Below are 18,206 nucleotides of genomic sequence, written 5' to 3' on the forward strand. Positions count from 1 at the left end.
CGCCACCAGCTCGGCGAGGTACTGCTGGGTCGCGGTGTAGGCGGCGAACAGTTCCTCGTCGCCGACCTCTCCGCCGAGGAACTTGTCGATGTTGTTCTGGAAGAAGCCCCGGTCCTCGTCCGGCACCCCCAGCAGCTCACAGATCACGATGGCGGGGATGGGCTTGGCGAACGCGGTCACCAGGTCCACCGTCGGCCCGGCCTTGTCCATGGCGTCCAGGTGGTCGGCGGTGATCTGCTCGACGCGCTCGGTGAGCAGCCGCATCCGTCGTACGGTGAACTTGCCCACCAGCGGCTTGCGATAGCGGCTGTGCTGGGGCTCGTCCATGAGGAGGAACTCGCCGGGCGGCGCCGGCGGGACCTCGATGTCGCCGTAGTCGATGGTCGGGTGGTGGCTCATGAGCTCCCTGCGGGAGCTGAACCGCGGATCGGCCAGGACCGACCGGACCAGGTCGTAGCCGGTGACCAGCCAGCCCTGGTGTCCGTCGGGGAAGGGGAAGCGGCTGATCGGGCTCTGCTCGCGGGCCTCGACCAGCTCCTTGGGCGGGTCGAAGGGACAGCCGGACTGACGCGCGGCCGGCAACGTGGTGACGGTGTGCTCCATGGTTGTTCCTCTCATCGGTCCTGAACCGTTCTTGACATCCACGGTCGCCGACGCCTCTGACATCAGGCCGTCGCCGTGCTGACGCGACCGCTGACACGACGTCGCCGAGCGTCAGTCCGGCGCGAGCAGGCTGACGAAGGTTCCGCTGCGTACCGCTGCCTGAAGGTGCTGTCAGTGGCCGCGTCAGCACGGCGACGGTCCGGTGTCAGGACGGTCCGCGATCGTGGACGCCATGAACGGTTCAGCGATCGCGGCCTCGGGGCTGCGGAAGGCGTACAAGGACAAGACCGTGCTCGACGGCATCGACCTGGATGTCCGGACCGGCACGATCTTCGCACTGCTCGGGCCCAACGGCGCGGGGAAGACCACGACGGTGAACGTGTTGACCACGCTGCTGGCTCCCGACGCCGGGAAGGTGGTCGTCGCCGGGCACGACGTGACCACGGAGACCAAGGCGGTACGCGCGGCGATCGGGGTCACCGGGCAGTTCGCCTCGGTGGACGACCTGCTCACCGGTGAGGAGAACCTGACGCTGATGGCGGATCTCCTGCATCTGCCCAAGGCGGAGGGCAAACGCATCGCCGCCCGGCTGCTCGACCGGTTCGACCTGGTGGAAGCGGCCGGCAAGCCGGCGGCGTCCTACTCCGGCGGCATGCGCCGCAAGCTGGACCTCGCCATGACGCTCGTCGGCGAGCCGCGGATCATCTTCCTGGACGAGCCCACGACGGGACTCGACCCGCGCAGCCGCCGCACCATGTGGGAGATCATCCGGGAGCTGGTCGCCGACGGTACGACGATCTTCCTCACCACCCAGTATCTCGAGGAGGCCGACGAGCTCGCCGACCGCATCGCCGTACTCGACCAGGGCCGCCTGGTCGCCGAGGGCACCGCGGACGAGCTCAAGCGCCGGGTTCCCGGCAGCCATGTCCGGCTGCGGTTCACCGCTCGGCACGAGCTCGACGTCGCGGCACGGGTCCTGCACGGGTCCACGAGGGACGACGAGGAGCTGACCCTGCGTGTTCCCGGCGACGGCGGGGTGAGGTCGTTGCGGGCGCTGCTCGACCGGCTCGACGCGCATTCCATAGAAGTCGAGGAACTGTCGGTGCATACGCCGGACCTGGATGACGTCTTCCTCGCCCTCACCGGCCACGAGAACAAGGAGGTCAGCGCCCGATGAACGCCATCTCAGCTTCCCTGGCGGACTCCGCGACCATGTTGCGGCGCAACTTCCGGCACACGATGCGAAATCCGCTGACACTGCTCAACGCCATCATCATGCCGATCTTCCTGATGTTCCTCATGGTGTACGTCATGGGCGGCGGATTCAGCGTCGGCACCGGCTACGTCGACTATGCCACGCCAGGGTTGATCATCATGACCATCGGCTACGGAATCGGCCCCACCGCGACGGGGGTGAATTCCGATATGACCACCGGATTCATCAACCGGCTCCGGGTCATGCACGTGTCACGGGCCGCGGTGCTGAACGCGCACGTGATCGCGACCATGCTACGAACCCTGGTGGCCATCACGCTCATCGTCGGGGTCGCGTTCCTGATGGGATTCAGCCCGTCGGCGAGTTTCCCGGAGTGGCTCGGCGCGATCGGCATCGTCGTGCTGGCGGCACTGGCGATCAGCTGGCTGACCGTCGCGGCCGGCCTGGCGGCGAAGTCGCCGGAAAGCGCGGGCATCCTCGGTGTCCCGCTGATGCTGCTCCCCTTCTTGAGCAGCGCGTTCGTGCCGGCCGACAGGATGGGACCGGGCGTGCGGGAGTTCGCGGAGTACCAGCCGTTCACCCCGATCATCGAAACCCTGCGCGGGTTGCTGACCGGCACGCCGTCGGCGGGCTCGGCCATCACGGCGATCGCCTGGTGTGTCGGGCTCACGTTGGTCGGCTACCTGTGGGCGCGGGCGACGTTCACGAAGCGAGCGTGATCTCGGCCAGCTCCCGCCAATCCCGCCGCTGCCCGTCGCGGGTCGCCTCGGTGAACACGGTTTCGCCGAGGCGATTCCGCGTGTCCGCGGCGATCCTGGAAACATCCGGGTGTGAACGATTCGGCGTGCCGCGCACGCCGTCGCTCGCCGCCAGCAGTCGCACCGCCTGCTCGTACTCTCCCTGGCGCAGCGCGAGATCCGCGATCCCGACCAACACCTCGGCGAGCGTGGGGGGGAACGCGCGCTCCACCGCCGCGCGGAACGCCTCGGTCCGATGCGCGCGGGCCTCGTCGAGATTCTCGGTGAGGTAGCCGTACAGGTCCATGGTCGCGGCGCGGAGGGAGTCGACCATGTCGGCGTCGCCCAGCACCGCCCGCACCGTGGCCAGGTGCTGGTGTGCCTGGTCCGGCTCGCCGCGCCAGCGCGCCAGCTGCGCCTTCGAGAGCGCCAGCTCCGCGAGCGCGTCCGGCCAGACGATCCGGTCAGCGATCCGCTGTGCTTCCGCCATGGCGGAGGTGCTGGATCGCTCATCGCCGAGCAGCCAGTACAGCTGAGCCAGCCGCGCCCGCATGCCCACCACGTCCTCGGTCGCGCCGACCTCGGTCAGCGCCACGACCGCCTCTTCGTAGTGCTCACACGCGCGTGCGAACTCGCCGCGCATGGCGAGCCGATCGGCCAGGAAGGTCAGCGCGTACGAGATCCCCACCCGGTCGCCCAGCGTGCGGAACTCGGCAAGGGCGATCTCGCCGTCGATGTCCACGTCGGTCTCGTCGCCGCCGAGCGTGAGCCGGAACCGGCCACGAGTGAGCCTGGCCTGCGCGCGCACCCACGGATCGTCGTCGGCGATGAGCGGCTCGAACGCGGGCAGGAGGTCCGTCGGGCCCTGCAGCGTCCGCTCCAGCAGCGCGACGAACCCGAGCAGCGGCCGGCGGGACTCACTGCGCCGGGCCAGCCGGTGCGCCTCCTGGATCCACTCCCGCGCCTGATACTGGTCGCCGCTGACCCCGGAGGTCACGAATATCGTCACCATGAGGTACGCCATCGACCGCACCTCATCGGACACCTCACCGGGCAGCGAGGCCGCCGCGATGCTCAGCTCGGCGCCCTCGGCCCGGTGCCCACTGAGGTACCAGTACCAGCCCGCGGCGGCGACCAGCCGCATCGCCTCCTGAGCCCATCCCCCGGCGATCGCCCCGCGCAGGGCCGCGCTGATGTTGTCGTGCTCGGCCTCGAGCGTGGACAGCCATTCCAGCTGCTCGGCCCGGCGCAGGTGCGGGTCGGCCGTCTCGGCCAGCTCGGTGAAGTAGGCGAGATGCGCCCGGCGCGCCGGCTCGGTCTCCCCGGCTTCGGCCAGCCGGTGCGCCGCGTATTCCCTGATGGTGTTGAGCAGCCGGTAGCGCGGCGTGCCCTCGCCGTCGGCGAGCAGAAGCGACTTCTCGATCAACGCGCTCAGCACGTCGAACACCTGCTCCCCGGCGAGCGCCTCGTCCCCGCACACCCGTTCGGCCGCTTCCAGGCTCACCCCGCCGGAGAACACCGAGAGCCGCCGCAGCACGCCCCGTTCGGCCTCGGTCAACAGATCCCAGCTCCAGTCCACGACCGCGCGCAGCGTCTTGTGCCGGGCGAGCACCGTACGGCTGCCGCTGGTCAACAGACGGAATCGGTCATCGAGCCGGCGTGCCAGCTGATCGACGGACATGGAGCGCAGCCGTGCCGCGGCCAGTTCGATCGCCAGCGGCATCCCGTCGAGCGCCCGGCAGATCCGCGCCATGGCCGACATGGTCTGCGCGTCGGAGCCGATGTCCTTGCGCACCAGACCCGCGCGGTCCCGCAGCAGCCGCACCGCGGGCGAGGAAGCGACCTCGGGGGAGTCCGCTCCCTTCGCGGGCAGCGCGAGTGGCTCCACCTGCCACAGCACCTCCCCGGTGATGCCGAGTGGTTCCCTGCTCGTGGCCAGGATCCGCAGCCTCCGGCACTCGCCCAGCAGCCGATCCGCGAAAGCCGCGGCCGCCTCGATCATGTGCTCGCAGTTGTCCAGGATCAGCAGGATCGCGCGCTCCCGGACCGCGGCGATGAGCCGATCCATCGGTTCCCCACCCCGCGCACCACCGAGAAGTGCCTGGTCACGCAGGCCGATCGCGGTGAGCGCGGCCTGCGCCAGCTCACCTCCTGCCCGCACCGAAGCCAGCTCCACCAGCCACGCCCCGTCCGGCAGCTCGGTGAGCATGGTCCGCGCGGTCTCCGTGGCAAGCCTTGTCTTGCCGGAGCCACCGGGCCCCGTCAAGGTGACCAGCCGGTGCTTGACGGCCAGAGCGGCGACCGCGGAGATGTCATCGTCCTTGCCGACGAAACTCGTCAGCTCGGCGCGCAGGTTCGTCCTGCGGTTCTCGGCCCGCTCGCCCAGCTCGCCGCGCAGCAACGCGGTGTGCAGCGCGGAGAGCTCGGCCGACGGATCGACGCCCAACTCCTCGGCGAGCAACTCGCGCGTCCGCTGGTACACGGTCAAGGCCTCGGTCCCACGCCCCGCCTCGGCGAGCGCCCGCATCAGGGCCGCCACGAACCCCTCCCGCAGCGGGTACGTGGCGACCAGCTCGGTCAGCTCGGAGATCAGCTCCGAGCCACGGCCGAGACGGACGTCCGCGTCCACCCGATCCACGAGCGCGGCGACGTAGAGCTCGTCCAGGCGCGTGACCACGGCGTCGAACGCGTCGCTGCCTCGCAGCGCGATGTCGGCCATGGCCGTACCGCGCCACAATGCCAAGGCCGAGCGCAGCAGGTCCGCCCGCGCCGCCGGCTCGGCGGCACGGGCCTGACCGACCAGGTGCTCGAACCGGCACGCGTCCACGGCGTCAGGAGCCACGGCCAGCCGGTACCCACCGGAATCCGCCTCGATCACACCGTCCGGCAGCGCCCTGCGCAGCCTGGACACCAACGCCTGCAAGGCATTCGCTTCGTCCGCGGGCGGCTGTTGCCCCCAGATCCAGTCCACCAGCCGCGCGCGCGTGACGATCCGGCCCGGTTCGAGGGCGAGGGCGGCGAGCAGTGCGCGCAGCCGAATCCCGGGAACCTCCACCAGGGCCCCATCACGGTTCCGGACCTCGAAGGGTCCCAGCAGTTCGACTCGCACATCGGTCATTATGTCCGAACCGTGGCGACGACCGACTGACCCGGCGATGCCGTCGGAGGCGTGCATGGCGGACGATTCCTGGTTTCCGACGCCGGTGCCTTCTTCCTCATGGTGGCGATAGCGGGGGCGCATGCGTCACGCTTTCCCTGCTGGGGCTCGGCCTGATCTGGGCGGTGGTTCTGGCGGTCGTGTTCGCGGCTATCGGATTCTTCGCCAATGTGTTCGCCGCCTAGCGTGAAGAACGTCTTCTCGGCGCGGCCGCACGCGGTTCACGAGGCTCGCCCGCTCGCTGCCGGTGCTGCGGCCGGGTGAGCACGTCCAGCACGTCGGCGAGCTGCCCAGGGGTCGGCATGATGCGCAGGGCCTGGTCGATCTCGCGTCCGGCCCACTCGGTCGTCTGACGCGTCTGGAGGAGCAGGAAGTTGAGCCGGGTGGCCACGAGCATCGAGAAGTCGGCCGGCTCGGTGACGCGGCCCGGCCCGCCCGCGCGCACGTACGCCTCGTACATCCGCCTCATGGCGTCGAGGTCGGCCTCGCCGTCGCAGAACCAGTCGATCAGCGCCTGGGCCAGCTCCCTGCCCGGCGCTGCCGGCCCCAGGTTGTCCCAGTCGACGACCACCAGCGCGCCCGACTCGTCGGCCAGGACGTTCTCCGGGTGCAGGTCGCGATGGCAGAGGATCAGCCCGGCCGGGTCCGCGGGCGCCACGGCCGCGCACAGCTCGGGGAACGAGGCCAGCCGCTCGCCGAGCGGTTCCGCCCACTCCGCTCCCGACGCGCGCGCCGCCTCCCACTCGTGCGCGGCCGGGACGTGGTCGTACCAGGGATGGACGGGCTCGCCGGCGGCCGAGGGGGCGCACCGGTGCAGGCGGGCCAGCAGCGTGCCGAGCTCGTGCGGGGTGGACGGAGCCGCCAGGTCGACGGGCCGCAGGTCAACCCAGTCGTACAGGCGCAGCCACGTGCCTCCCGGCCCGTCGATCAGGTGACGCCCCGCGCGATCGGGGTGGCTCGCGGGCAGCCGTACCCCCGCCTCGGCCGCCTGGCGCGAGAACGCCAGCTCCGCCTCGATCAGCGCCTCGGACGGCGGGCCGGCGAAGATCTGCTTGAGCGCGTAGCGCGCGTGGCCGACCTCCAGCCGCCAGATCTGTCCCATCGCGCCCCGTTGCCCGGCGGACACCACGATGTCGTCAGTCCACCCGAACGCCTCGCGCGCGCGTGCCGCCAACTCGATCACGCGCTCCAGTATGAACCGCTGAGTACGGGGGCGAGCGTCTGGCCGGAGCTTCGTCGCCACCGACGTTCCCTCGGCCTCTTCATTGCCGGAAAGGCCTGGACACGGCCCGGCCACCGCTGCCACGACGCTGTCGGCGTGCCGCGGATTCCGCAGGTCGGCTCTGTGGCGTCATGGTGATGTCAGCGTCAGCTCTCCGGCGGCTTGCCATGGCGTCAGAATGGCGCCATGATGGCGTCATGGATCTCACTCCGTACGTCGACAACCTCCGCCGCGAGCTGACGGTCGCCGCCGAGGCGGGCGGCCCGGACTCTCGCGCGCTCGCCGAGCGTCTCACCGCCCCCCTGGAGGCGGCCGTACGGCTCACCCTGCTCGACGCGCTGTCGGCCGCCGCCGGCGAGATCACCCGCGATCTCGCTCCGGGGTCGGTCGACGTGCGGCTGCGCGGGCGTGACCCCGACTTCGTCGTGACACCGGCGCCGGTCCACCGGCCGGCCGAGGAGCAGCCGAGGACCAGCCTGAGGACCGCGCTGGCCGGAGCGGTCGAGGTCGCGATGGGCGTCCGGGCGCCCGTCGCGGAGGCGCCGCCGGAGAGCGATGACGGCGGCACGTCGCGGATCTCGCTCCGCGTCCCCGACCACCTCAAGCCGCGCATCGAGGAGGCGGCCGGCCGGGCCGGGCTCTCCGTCAACGCCTGGCTGGTCCGGGCGGTGTCCGCGGCGCTGGAGACCGGCGACGCGGGGGCCCGCTCCGACCGGCCGGGAGCCTCGCAGGACCTTCCGGGGACCGGGCGGCACTACACCGGCTGGGTGCGCTAGCCCGGCCGGTCCCCACCCCGCCATGATCCATTCGTCATCCCATCGTGAGGGCACCGCCATGCCGGCTTTCGACACCCCGGAACCCATCTTCGTCACCATCGACCTCATGGCCGCCGACGTCCGCATCCGCGCGGGCGACCGCGCCGACACGGTCGTGGGGATACGCCCGCAGGACGCGTCCGACGACGCCGCCGTGCAGAGCGCGGCACAGACCCAGGTGGAATACGCCCAGGGCCGGTTGCTGGTGAAGTCGCCCAAGCCCACGACCCGCTCGTGGTTCTGGCAGGGCGGCTCCATGGACGTCACGGTCGAGCTGCCGGCGGGCTCCCGCGTGGACGCGAGAACGACGGGTGACATCCGCGCCGAGGGCCGTCTCGGCGAGTCGAGGTTCGACACCGCCGACGGCGACATCTGGCTCGACGAGACGGGCGATCTGCAGCTGAACACCGCCAACGGCGACATCACCGTGGTCAGGTCGACCGGGCACACCGACATCACCACGGCCAACGGCGGAATCCGCGTGCGCGAGATCGACGGCTCGGCGGTAATCAAGACCGCCAACGGTGACATCACGCTCGGCGACGTCACCGGAGACCTGCGCATGAAGACGGCGTACGGCGACATCACCGTCGACCGAGCGCAGGCGAGCGTCGCCGCCAGGACGGCGACCGGCGACGTCCGGATCGGCGAGGTGGCGCGCGGTACGGCTGTGCTGGAGACCTCCTCCGGCGAGATCGAGGCGGGCATCCGCGAGGGCACCGCCGCCTACCTGGACGCCAGGACGGAGTACGGCAGCGTGCACGTCTCCCTGGCCGCCTCCGACGGCCCTGACCGGACCGACGAGACGGTCGAGGTGCGCGCTCGAACGTCCTACGGCGACATCGTGATCCGCCGTAGCCGGCCGCGGACCGGCTACCCCAGCAGAGGAGAATGATCATGTCCCTCGCGATAGTGGCCGAAGGCCTGGTCAAGAGGTACGGCAACGTGACGGCCCTGGACGGGCTGGATCTGTCGGTCCCGGAGGGAACGGTGTTGGGCCTGCTCGGGCCGAACGGCGCCGGCAAGACGACGACGGTGCGGATCCTGACCACGCTGGTGACGCCGGATGCCGGCCGCGCCACCGTCGCGGGCTTCGACGTCGTCCGTGACGCCCAGCGGCTGCGCTCCCACATCGGTGCGTCCGGGCAGTACGCCGCCGTAGACGACCACCTCACCGGCGCGGAGAACCTGGAGATGGTGGGACGGCTCTACCATCTGGGCACCAAGCGCAGCAAGCAGCGAGCGCGCGAGCTGCTGGAACGCTTCGACCTGACCGAGGCGGGCGACCGCCCCGTCCAGGGCTACTCCGGAGGCATGCGCCGCCGGCTCGACCTGGCCGGAGCTCTGGTCGCCGACCCGCGGGTGCTGTTCCTCGACGAGCCCACGACCGGCCTGGACCCGCGAGCCCGCGCCGGGCTCTGGGACGTCATCGCCGAGCTCGTCGCCGGCGGTACGACGCTGCTCCTCACCACCCAGTACATGGAGGAGGCCGATCGGCTCGCCGACCGGATCGCCGTGGTGGACCACGGCCGCGTGATCGCGCTCGGCACCGCCGACGAGCTCAAGGACCAGGTCGGCGGAGATCGCATCGAGCTGGCGGTGACGAACCCGGCGGACCTCGACACCGCCCGCCGGGTGCTCGTGCCCCTGGCGGTCGGAGACCTCCAGATCGACGCCATCGCCTTACAGGTGACCGTCCCGGTGACCCACGGCGCCGCATCGCTCACCGACGCCCTGGCCGGGCTGGCCGCCGAGCGTGTCACCGTGCGCGACGCCGGCCTGCGACGACCGACGCTGGACGACGTGTTCCTGACGCTGACCGGACACCAGGCCACTGACACCCCCAGGGAGCGCAGCCGATGAACACCCTCCAGATCGCGATCGCCGACGGCCTGACGGTCACCAAGCGCAACGCTCTCAAGATCAAACGGGCGCCGGACCTGCTGGGCGGCGTGATCATCCTTCCGATCGTGTTCGTCCTGCTGTTCGCCTACGTCTTCGGCAGCATGATCGACGTGCCGGGCATGTCCTACCAGGAGTACATGATCCCCGGGATCTTCGTCCAGACGGTCGTCATGAGCGCGCAGGTCACCGGCTACACCCTGGTCCTTGACCTGCAGAAGGGCATCTTCGACCGGTTCCGCACGCTGCCGATGGCGCCGTCGGCGGTGCTGACCGGCCAGACCTTGTCCGACGTGCTGATGAACGTGAGCAGCATCATCGCGATGACCGTGATGGGACTGATCGTCGGTTGGCGCATCCACTCGGCGCCGCACGAGGCCGTCCTGGGCTTCCTCCTGCTGCTGCTGTTCGCCTACGCGTTCTCCTGGGTCACGGCGACGGTGGCGCTGGCCCTGCGCACGCCCGAGGTCTTCAACAACATCGCCACCGTCGTGTCGATGCCGCTGGTCTTCCTCTCCAACGCGTTCGTGGACAGCGCCCGGCTGCCGGGTCCGCTGCGTGCCGTCGCCGAGTGGAACCCCGTCTCCGCGATCATCCAGGCCACGCGCGAGCTCTTCGGCAACACCAGCCCGGCGCTGCCCGTGCCCGGGGCATGGCCGCTCCAGCACGCGGTGACGGCGTCGCTGCTGTGGTCGGGGCTGCTCCTGGTGGTGTTCGTGCCGCTGGCCACGCGCCTGTACAAGAGAGCGGTCAGCCGATGACCACACCCTCCTTCCCCTCGCAGCCGCAGGTACGTGTCTCCGAGCACGAACGCGACAAGATCGTTCAGCGAGTTCAGCAGGCGTTCGCCGACGGGCGGATCAGCTCCGGCGAGATGGAGGAGCGACTCGAACGCGCTCTCACCGCCGGCTCCCACGGCGACCTGGCGGCGGCGGTCGCCGACCTGCCCGGCGATGTCCCGGGCGAGGTGCTCCGGCTCAAGTCCACCAAGGGGCGCGTCAGGCGCACAGGTGACTGGCGGGTGCCACGTGAGCTGCGGATCGAGTCCGAGTACGGCGGCGTGTCGCTCGACCTGTCCCAGGCCGTCATCGAGCATCCGGAGCTCGACATCGACCTCCGGCTCCGGTACGGCTCCGCCACGATCCTCCTGCCGGCCGGTGCTACCGCGGACATCGACGGGGTGGAACTCGAATGGGGTGAGGCGGTCACCAGGGCGCCGGGGCGCAGGCGTCCGGGGACACTGCACGTCCGCGTCACGGGCAGCATGGCGTACGGCCGCCTGAAGGTCCGCTACCGGCGGGCGTGGTTCAGAACGTACCGCTGAAGGCGGGCTTGCCCCATTCCTTCAGCCGGCCCTGCATGGTCGTGATCTCCGGGCCCTGAGCCGCCTTGATCTTCGCGGCCGGCTCCTTCACCTCGGAATCGTTCGCCCGGGTGCGGCCAGCGCGGACATCTCAACCGCCTGGTGGTGGTGCGGGAAAGGCGCCTTGGCGGTGCGAGGCGGCGTCTTGCGCTGCGAGGCGCCTTTGCGGTGCGTGGTGCGCCTTGCGGTGCGTGGCGCCTTTGCGGTGCGTGGCGTCTTGGCGGGCGAAGGCGTCTTTGCGGGTGTTCTCGATCCCGGCAGGTGATCTTCTTGTGCTCCTCGAGCGGGACGCTGCGCGCTGCCCCCAATTGCCGCAGAGGTCCCTGGGGCCCCGGGTTCGGGCCCTCGCCATCGACGACGTGGCCACCATGGCTGCCGAGCGCGCATCCTCTAGGGTTCATTCAATCAGTTGATTGAGTAGTATGTGCCGCATGCCTTCATCAGAGGAGTCGCGGCCGGACGAGCGTGAGCGGGTGGCGAACGGGACGCGGGAGCGCATCCTCGCCGCGGCCGTCGCCGAGTTCGGGGCCAAGGGCTACTCCGGGGCCCGGACGGCAGGCATCGCCGCGCGGGCCGGCGTCAACCAGCAGCTCATCTCCTACTACTTCGGCGGCAAGCAGGGGCTGCTCGACGAGCTCCGGCGCCGGTGGCAGGAGGTGCAGGCGGAGATCGTCCCGCCTGGGGCGTCGTTCGCCGAGTCCCTCGGCGCGCATCTCGACGCGACACTCGATCGGCCCGACTGGGCCAGGCTTGTGGTCTGGCAGGCACTGGGCGACTGCCCGTTCGCCGACGCCGAGGACGGCAGGCGGCAGGCGGAGCGGCAGCGCGAGGCGATGGCGGCGTCGGTGGACAAGACCCGCCGGCGCCAGGAGGACGGCGAGATCCGCGCCGGGCTCGACCCCGCGTTCGCGCTCCTCGCCGCCTACGCGATCATCTTCGCGCCCATCACGATGCCGCACCTGGTCCGGGACATCCTCGGCGGCGACCCGCTGTCACCCGAAACCCGGCAGGTCCTGCGCACCCAGCTCGTCCAACTGCTCACCGAGGATCAGGAGAGGCCCACCCTATGATCACAGTTGTCTTCGGCGCCCGGGGGAACGTCGGCCGCCATGTCGCCGCGGGTCTGACCGCTTCCGGCGTGCCGGTCCGGCTGACGAGCAGGACGCCGGACACCACCCATATGGTGGCGGATCTGGATATGCCGGAAACGTTGCCCGCCGCGCTGGAGGGCGCCTCGCAGGTCTTTCTCTATGCCAAGCCCGCGGGCATCGAGGGGTTCGTGACGGCTGCCCGTTCGGCCGGGGTGCGGCATGTGGTGTTGTTGTCGTCCGGGGCGGTCGTGCAGCCCGGCGCCGCCCGTAATCCGATCGCTCGGGACCATCGCATCGTGGAGTCGGCCCTGGAGGAGTCGGGGCTGTCCTGGACCTTCATCCGTGCGGGGATGTTCGCGACCAACACCCGGTGGTGGTGGACGCGGGCCATCAAGGATGGGGAGGCTGTGCGACTGCCGTACCCGGAGGCGATGACGGCTCCCGTCAGCGAGCGGGACATGGCCGCCCTCGCGGTGACGGCGCTGACCGAGCGGGGGCACGGACGACAGGCGTACACGTTGTACGGGCCGCAGGCGCTCACCCTGCGCGAGCAGGTCGGACACATCGGCACGGCCATCGGCAGGAAGATCCCGATCGAGGTGGTCACACCCGAACAGGCGCGGGCCGACCTGGGCAGGACGATGCCCGCGATGGGAGTGGAGGCGGTCATGCGCGGATGGGCGGCGGGCGTCGAGACCGTCCCCGAGACCTCCGTCATCATCGAAAAGCTCACCGGACGACCCGCCCAGACCTTCGCAGAATGGGCGCAAGAACACGCCGCCGACTTCCGCTGACCACCTTCACAGCCTGCTGGACGACGGCCGGGGCGCGAAGCCGACGCCGAAGACAAACGACGCCGGCCCCGGCTCAGCAGCGAAAGAACCCATACGTTGTCTGCCATGGTGGGAAATCCGTAGGTAAGGCCCGCCATTGGCAGCCGTTGTCGGCCAAATACCAGATCGCGTCCACAACGTCGCGGCGGTCGTGCCTCTCGGGCCGGCCGCCCGTGCGGGTCTGGCAGGCCGGTACCGGCAGAAGCGGCTTCAGCAGCAGCCATTCGGCGTCGGCGGTGTCGGAGGGGTAGAGGCGGGGACGGACCTCATGCCTCGGCTTCGCTGAGCAGGTCAGCGCCGCCTGGACGACGTTGAGCTGGGCTCAATCCGAGCGCGATCCAAGATCGCTTGCGAGGATCGAAAACACCCTCTTTGCGGTGTTAGGCCGGTACGGATGCGAGGGCCTTCCGCGCGCGGCGAGGCCGGATGAGCGAGGCGAGGCCTCTGTGCGATGCGAGGCCTCTGTGCGAGCGAGGCCTCTGTGCGATGCGAGGCCTCTGTGCGGGCGAGGCGTCGGCGCGGTGGGAGGGCCTCTGCGTGCTGCGAGGCCTCTGCGCGCGCAAGGCCTCCGCGGTGTGAGGCTTCGCGCGGTGTGAGGCGTGTCCGCGATGGAAGCGACATGGCCAAGGGTGTGCATGCCCCGGACGCCGAGCGCGAGCATCGCGAGCAGCACGAGGAGCACGAGCAGCACGAGGAGCACGAGCAGCACGAGGAGCACGAGCAGCACAAGCAGCACCCTCGTGAGGTGTGGCGCCATACAGCCCGCTGTCCGTCTCACCGTCCGTCTCCCGCCGAGATATCTGAAGCCCCCTGGCGCGATCTACGCCGCCGCCTCGTTCCCCCCGCTTCTGCGCCGGCTTCTCGATATTGCATACCCCCTGCGGGTATGTTACCTTCCACGGCGACAGGATACCCCTGGTGGGTATGGCAAGGAGGGTGACATGTGCACGGCATGTGCGTGCGGGACCGAACAGGCCGCGGCGGCGACCGCCACCACGGAAAGCGGCGACCAGAGCGTCTACTCGGTGAGCGGCATGACCTGCGGCCACTGCGTCTCGTCGGTCTCGGCTGAGATCGGCAAGGTGGACGGCGTCGCCGGCGTGGCCGTAGAGCTGTCCACCGGCACGGTCACCGTCATCGGGGCGGGATTCTCCGGCGAGGAGATCCGCGCCGCGGTCGAGCGTGCGGGTTACCGGCTGGCCGGGACCGCGTCCTGACAAGGTCGGGCCCCGAGAAAAGCGAGCGGTGGGCGTGCACTGGCATGCACACCCACCGGCGGGTCCGGTCCGATTCGACCATCACCCCAGACCCCAACATCGCATCGTACGGTGCGAGGAATCAGGAGTACGGCAATGAACGCCGTCAATCCCCGCAGGTGGTGGGCACTGATCGTGCTCGCCGCCGCACAGTTCATGGTCATCATGGACACTTCGATCATCGGCGTCGCGCTGCCGGAGATGCAGCGTGACCTCGGCTTCACCCAGGGCGGCCTGCAGTGGGTGTTCAACGCCTACGTGATCGCGTTCGGCGGCCTGCTGCTGCTCGGTGGCCGGCTGTCGGACCTGCTCGGCGCCCGCAAGGTCTTCGCCGCGGGCTGGATCGTCCTGATCGCCGGCTCCGTGGTCGCCGCGGCCGCTGGAACCGTCTGGGTGGAGATCCTCGGGCGGGCCGTCCAGGGCGTCGGCGGGGCGCTCATCGCGCCCGCCGCGATGACGCTGCTCATGATGCTCTTCGGCCACGACCCCCGTGAGCTCGGCAAGGCCATGGCGCTGTACGGCGCGGCCGCGCCCGCCGGGGGCACCGCCGGGGTGTTCCTCGGCGGCGTCGTCACCGAGTACCTGAGCTGGCCGTGGGTTTTCATCCTCTACGTCCCCATCGGCCTGGCGACCCTGGCGGCGGTGCCCGCGCTGCTTCCCGCCGTTCAGGGCAGGCGCGGCTCGGTCGACGTGCTCGGAGCCGTCGCGGTCACCGCCGGCATCGCCCTGGCCGTGTTCGCCATCGTCCGGGCTCCCGAGCAGGGCTGGGGCTCGCCCGCCACCCTGCTGGAGCTGGCCGGCGCGGCCGTGCTGCTCGCGGCGTTCCTCATCGTCCAGCGGACGGTCAGGCAGCCGATCATGCCGCTCGGCATCTGGCGCACCCCGGGCCTGGCCACCGCCAACCTCGCGATGGCGCTCCTCGGGGCCGCATGGATCCCGATGTGGTACTTCCTCAACCTCTACCTGCAGCAGGTCCTCGGCTACGGCGCCTTCCCCAGCGGCGCCGCGCTGCTGCCGATGACGGTCGCCATCATGATCTTCATGATCGCCGTCACCCCGCGGCTGCTCGGCCGCCTCGGGGCCAAGCCGCTCATCGTGCTCGGCCTGCTCGTGCTGGCGGCGGGTGTCGGGGCGCTGTCGCTGGTCCGGCCGGACGGCGCCTTCGCCGTCGACGTGCTGCCGGCCTCGCTGGTCGCCGCCGTGGGCATGTCCCTGGCCTACATCCCGGCGATGATGGCGGCCATGTCGGGGGTGCGCCCGGAGGAGAGCGGGCTGGCCTCGGGGATCGTCAACACCACCTACAACGTGGGATCGGCGCTCGGCCTGGCGGTCATGACCGCCGTCGCCACCTCCCAGGGCGCCGCCGAACTGGGCAACCTGCCCAGGCTCACCGACGGCTTCCAGGCCGCCTTCGTCGGGGCCGCCGTGGTGGCGGTCGCCGGCGGCCTGCTCGTCCTCGTCCTCATGCGCCGGCCCAAGCCGGCCGTCGTGGCGGACGCCCAGCCGGACGCCCAGCCGGACGCCCAGCCCCTCAAGTCCTGAGCCGGCACCGGACCGCGTGGAGGCGGACACGCCTCCACGCGGAATCGCCGGGTCCAGCGGGGATATGGGAGCAGTCGGTGCCGGGGTGTCGGTTTTCGCAGGCATGCCTACGGTAAGCAGTCGTTCATGAAGAGTTCGCTGGTGCGCGCGCGAAGGGAGGCGGCGATGCGGAAAAGGCGCGGCGGCGCAGGTCGTGCGCGGTGGATGACGGAGATGTGGACGAAGGTGGGCGCCGTGGACCGGGCCGTGTTCGACGCCGTCGCGGGGACGCCGACACCCGGCCTCGACCGGCTGCTGGTGGGCGCGTCCAACGCGGCCGACCACTCACGGCTCTGGCTGCTGACCGCGGCCGTGATGGCGGTCCTGGGAGGCGGGCGGGGCCGGCGGGCGGCCCGTCAGGGGGTGCTGGCGATCGGGGTGGCGTCGGCGCTGACGAATCTGTGTCTCAAGCCGCTGGCCGGGCGCCGGCGGCCGGCTCCGGCGGATCACCGTCCGGCGCTGCTCTCGCGATGGGTACGGCGTCCGACCTCGACGTCGTTCCCCTCGGGGCATGCCGCGTCCGCGTTCGCCTTCGCCTCCGCCCTGGGGATGGCCGAGCCGGCCGTCCGGCTCCCGGTGCGGGTGGCGGCCGTGGCCGTCGCCTATTCACGGGTGCACACAGGCGTGCACCACCTCTCCGACGTCGTTGCCGGGGCCGTCGTCGGGAGTCTGTGCGGGTGGAGCGTCCGGCGTCTGGCAGGATCCCCGGCTTCCTCGGCGCGAACGCGGTGAGCCCGCCGCCTCCAACGGGCAGGACAACCAGGGCGGACCAGATCGGGCCGCGTAAGGAGAACGACATGCCGGTGCAGCTGAACCACACCATCGTTCACGCGCGGGACCGGGAGGAGACCGCCCGGTTCCTCACCGACCTCCTGGGGCTGCCACCCGCGTCCCTCTTCGGTCCCTTCCGTGTCGTGGACATGGCCAACGGCATCTCCCTCGACGTCGCCCAGGCCGAGACCGTTCATCCGCAGCACTACGCGTTCCTCGTGACCGAGGAGGAGTTCGACGAGATCTGGAGCCGGATCAAGGAGCGCGGGCTGCAGTTCTGGGCCGACCCGTTCCATCGCGAGCCGGGCCGGATCAACACCAACGACGGCGGCCGCGGCCTGTACTGGTCCGACCCCGACGGCCACAGCCTGGAGATCATCACCCGTCCCTACGGCTCCGGCGCGTCGTCGTGACCAGCACGGCATTGCAGGTCGCGCTGGCCCACCACCGCGCCTGGACCGGCAAGGACCTCGACGGGGCGATGAGGTACATCGCCGACGACGTGGTGCTGGACGCTCCGGCGGGACGGATCGCCGGCATCCAGGCGTACCGGGAGTTCCTGGCGCCCTTCGCTGAGCGGTTCCTCGTCAGGGCGGAGCTGATCGCCGCGTTCGGGGACGAGGACACGGCCTTGCTCATGTACGACGCCGAGACCATCCCGGCCAAGAGCGCTCCGGCGGCCGAGTGCGTCACGGTTCGCGATGGGAAGATCGTCTATAACCGGTTCGTGTTCGACCGCACGCCGTTCGACGAGTTCCGCCGCCGGCAGGCGCAGCCGCGTCCCTGACCCCGGGCCCGTTCTGGGGGATTTTTCTGGGTCAATCGCTTGCCTGGCAGGAACACCCGTACCCACGAGCCCGGCGACAAGTGAGGTCGTGGCGCGGCGGTGAGCGACGCGCCCAGGTGGTAGGGGGAGCTGTCGTGCGCGTGACCAGCTGTGGGCGCATCAGCTCGCCGGTCCGCCGCCCGAGGTCAGTCCGTGCCGGGCGCCGCGAAGGTCACCCCGGCCGTGCCGACCGTCTCGCCGCGGCGGCCCGGCACCCGCTGCCACTGCCAGTAGAGGTTGGTGTGCGCGATCACCTTGTCCGGGGTCGGCGCGCCGTACTCGCTGAGATCCTCGGTCGTGTGCGCGTCGCCGACCAGCGTCACGTCGTACCCGCGGACGAAGGCCCCGTGGATGGTGGAGCGGATGCACTCGTCGGTCTGGGCGCCCGTGACGACGAGCCGGCCCACCCGCCGCCCGGCCAGCACCGCCTCCAGCTCCGTGCCCTCGAACGCGTCCGCGTAGCTCTTGTGGACCAGCGGCTCCGGGTCGAGGCGGACCAGCTCCGGCACGTACTGCCAGCTCTCGCTGTCCCGCTTGATGTTGTCGTCGGAGTGCTGCACCCAGACCACGGGCACGTCCTCCGCCCTGGCCCTGTCGACCAGCGCGCCGATGTTCGCGATCACGCGGTCGCGGTCGTGGGTGCCGGCCATCACCCCGTTCTGCACGTCGATGACCAGCAGCGCCGTGTACGGGCGATCGGGCAGGGTGGTCATGGCGCCTCCTGCTTCTCGTCGCGGATCCCGCGTCGCCCCACACCAGGCCGGGCCACCGACAAGAAAGGGCCGCCGTCGGCCCCGCTTCCGCACCTGACCCGCACGTGATCCGCGAGGAGC

18 protein-coding genes and 2 pseudogenes are annotated in these 18,206 nt (G+C 70.7%); 14 read left to right on the top strand and 6 right to left on the bottom strand.

Translation table 11 applies throughout. The features are described from left to right. Positions 1-603 (bottom strand): annotated as a pseudogene (locus ABZS51_RS33520) (cytochrome P450); the annotation flags it as partial. 232 nt (positions 604-835) lie between these two features. Here ABZS51_RS33520 and ABZS51_RS33525 point away from each other — a divergent pair. Together ABZS51_RS33525 and ABZS51_RS33530 are read left to right on the top strand one after the other, a co-directional pair. Further along, on the top strand, positions 836-1,780 hold the full coding sequence (locus tag ABZS51_RS33525) for an ATP-binding cassette domain-containing protein (protein ID WP_310709457.1): 945 nt from the start codon (positions 836-838) through the stop codon (positions 1,778-1,780). Then, positions 1,777-2,538: an ABC transporter permease gene (locus ABZS51_RS33530; RefSeq protein ID WP_355449606.1), complete on the top strand. Its 762-nt coding sequence runs from the start codon at positions 1,777-1,779 to the stop codon at positions 2,536-2,538. The genes ABZS51_RS33525 and ABZS51_RS33530 overlap by 4 nt, the downstream gene beginning before the upstream one ends. Here ABZS51_RS33530 and ABZS51_RS33535 read toward each other — a convergent pair. Continuing rightward, positions 2,522-5,674, bottom strand: a complete 3,153-nt coding sequence (locus tag ABZS51_RS33535; protein WP_355449609.1) for a BTAD domain-containing putative transcriptional regulator — start codon at positions 5,672-5,674, stop codon at positions 2,522-2,524. The two genes, ABZS51_RS33530 and ABZS51_RS33535, sit on opposite strands and share 17 nt — an antisense overlap. A 220-nt stretch (positions 5,675-5,894) precedes the next feature. Further along, positions 5,895-6,896 carry an aminoglycoside phosphotransferase family protein gene (locus tag ABZS51_RS33540; RefSeq protein WP_355449612.1) on the bottom strand — a complete coding sequence of 334 codons (1,002 nt, stop codon included), beginning with the start codon at positions 6,894-6,896 and terminating at the stop codon, positions 5,895-5,897. A gap of 236 nt (positions 6,897-7,132) precedes the next feature. Between ABZS51_RS33540 and ABZS51_RS33545 the strand changes: the two genes are divergently transcribed. The 5 genes from ABZS51_RS33545 to ABZS51_RS33565 are packed head-to-tail and all read left to right on the top strand — an operon-like array spanning position 7,133 to position 10,976. After that, complete coding sequence (locus tag ABZS51_RS33545; RefSeq protein ID WP_355449615.1) at positions 7,133-7,711, top strand: hypothetical protein; 579 nt, start codon at positions 7,133-7,135, stop codon at positions 7,709-7,711. A gap of 58 nt (positions 7,712-7,769) precedes the next feature. Then, positions 7,770-8,645: a DUF4097 family beta strand repeat-containing protein gene (locus ABZS51_RS33550; RefSeq protein ID WP_355449618.1), complete on the top strand. Its 876-nt coding sequence runs from the start codon at positions 7,770-7,772 to the stop codon at positions 8,643-8,645. Between the two features lie 2 nt (positions 8,646-8,647). Next, a complete protein-coding gene (locus tag ABZS51_RS33555) occupies positions 8,648-9,613 on the top strand; it encodes an ATP-binding cassette domain-containing protein (RefSeq protein WP_355449621.1) in 966 nt (321 codons plus the stop codon). Continuing rightward, on the top strand, positions 9,610-10,413 hold the full coding sequence (locus tag ABZS51_RS33560) for an ABC transporter permease (protein ID WP_355449624.1): 804 nt from the start codon (positions 9,610-9,612) through the stop codon (positions 10,411-10,413). Before ABZS51_RS33555 ends, ABZS51_RS33560 begins: the two co-directional genes overlap by 4 nt. Next, a complete protein-coding gene (locus ABZS51_RS33565) occupies positions 10,410-10,976 on the top strand; it encodes a DUF1707 domain-containing protein (protein ID WP_355449627.1) in 567 nt (188 codons plus the stop codon). Before ABZS51_RS33560 ends, ABZS51_RS33565 begins: the two co-directional genes overlap by 4 nt. Here ABZS51_RS33565 and ABZS51_RS33570 read toward each other — a convergent pair. Further along, a complete protein-coding gene (locus ABZS51_RS33570; RefSeq protein WP_355449630.1) occupies positions 10,960-11,067 on the bottom strand; it encodes a hypothetical protein in 108 nt (35 codons plus the stop codon). The two genes, ABZS51_RS33565 and ABZS51_RS33570, sit on opposite strands and share 17 nt — an antisense overlap. A gap of 379 nt (positions 11,068-11,446) precedes the next feature. On the opposite strand from ABZS51_RS33570, the gene ABZS51_RS33575 reads away from it, so the two are divergent. Together ABZS51_RS33575 and ABZS51_RS33580 are read left to right on the top strand one after the other, a co-directional pair. Next, on the top strand, positions 11,447-12,085 hold the full coding sequence (locus tag ABZS51_RS33575) for a TetR family transcriptional regulator (RefSeq protein WP_355449633.1): 639 nt from the start codon (positions 11,447-11,449) through the stop codon (positions 12,083-12,085). Beyond that, positions 12,082-12,900: an NAD(P)H-binding protein gene (locus ABZS51_RS33580; RefSeq protein WP_355449636.1), complete on the top strand. Its 819-nt coding sequence runs from the start codon at positions 12,082-12,084 to the stop codon at positions 12,898-12,900. The genes ABZS51_RS33575 and ABZS51_RS33580 overlap by 4 nt, the downstream gene beginning before the upstream one ends. An 85-nt stretch (positions 12,901-12,985) precedes the next feature. On the opposite strand, the pseudogene ABZS51_RS33585 reads toward ABZS51_RS33580, so the two are convergent. Beyond that, a pseudogene (locus ABZS51_RS33585) lies at positions 12,986-13,234 on the bottom strand (transposase); the annotation flags it as partial. Between the two features lie 646 nt (positions 13,235-13,880). Here ABZS51_RS33585 and ABZS51_RS33590 point away from each other — a divergent pair. From ABZS51_RS33590 to ABZS51_RS33610, 5 genes are all read left to right on the top strand, one after another. Further along, complete coding sequence (locus ABZS51_RS33590) at positions 13,881-14,156, top strand: heavy-metal-associated domain-containing protein (RefSeq protein ID WP_355449639.1); 276 nt, start codon at positions 13,881-13,883, stop codon at positions 14,154-14,156. Between the two features lie 135 nt (positions 14,157-14,291). Beyond that, a complete protein-coding gene (locus tag ABZS51_RS33595; RefSeq protein WP_355449642.1) occupies positions 14,292-15,737 on the top strand; it encodes an MFS transporter in 1,446 nt (481 codons plus the stop codon). A 213-nt stretch (positions 15,738-15,950) separates the two neighbouring features. Then, the gene (locus tag ABZS51_RS33600) at positions 15,951-16,508 is read left to right on the top strand and encodes a phosphatase PAP2 family protein (protein WP_355449645.1); all 558 of its coding nucleotides are present in this window, start codon (positions 15,951-15,953) and stop codon (positions 16,506-16,508) included. 65 nt (positions 16,509-16,573) lie between these two features. Further along, on the top strand, positions 16,574-16,960 hold the full coding sequence (locus ABZS51_RS33605) for a VOC family protein (protein WP_355449648.1): 387 nt from the start codon (positions 16,574-16,576) through the stop codon (positions 16,958-16,960). Beyond that, complete coding sequence (locus tag ABZS51_RS33610; protein WP_355449651.1) at positions 16,957-17,334, top strand: nuclear transport factor 2 family protein; 378 nt, start codon at positions 16,957-16,959, stop codon at positions 17,332-17,334. The genes ABZS51_RS33605 and ABZS51_RS33610 overlap by 4 nt, the downstream gene beginning before the upstream one ends. Before the next feature lie 185 nt (positions 17,335-17,519). Here ABZS51_RS33610 and ABZS51_RS33615 read toward each other — a convergent pair whose 3' ends face one another. Next, complete coding sequence (locus ABZS51_RS33615; protein ID WP_355449654.1) at positions 17,520-18,086, bottom strand: cysteine hydrolase family protein; 567 nt, start codon at positions 18,084-18,086, stop codon at positions 17,520-17,522. Between the last annotated feature and the right edge of the window lie 120 nt (positions 18,087-18,206).

Origin of the sequence: Nonomuraea sp. NPDC005501, from assembly GCF_040605905.1 — a bacterium.
GTDB lineage: Bacteria > Actinomycetota > Actinomycetes > Streptosporangiales > Streptosporangiaceae > Nonomuraea.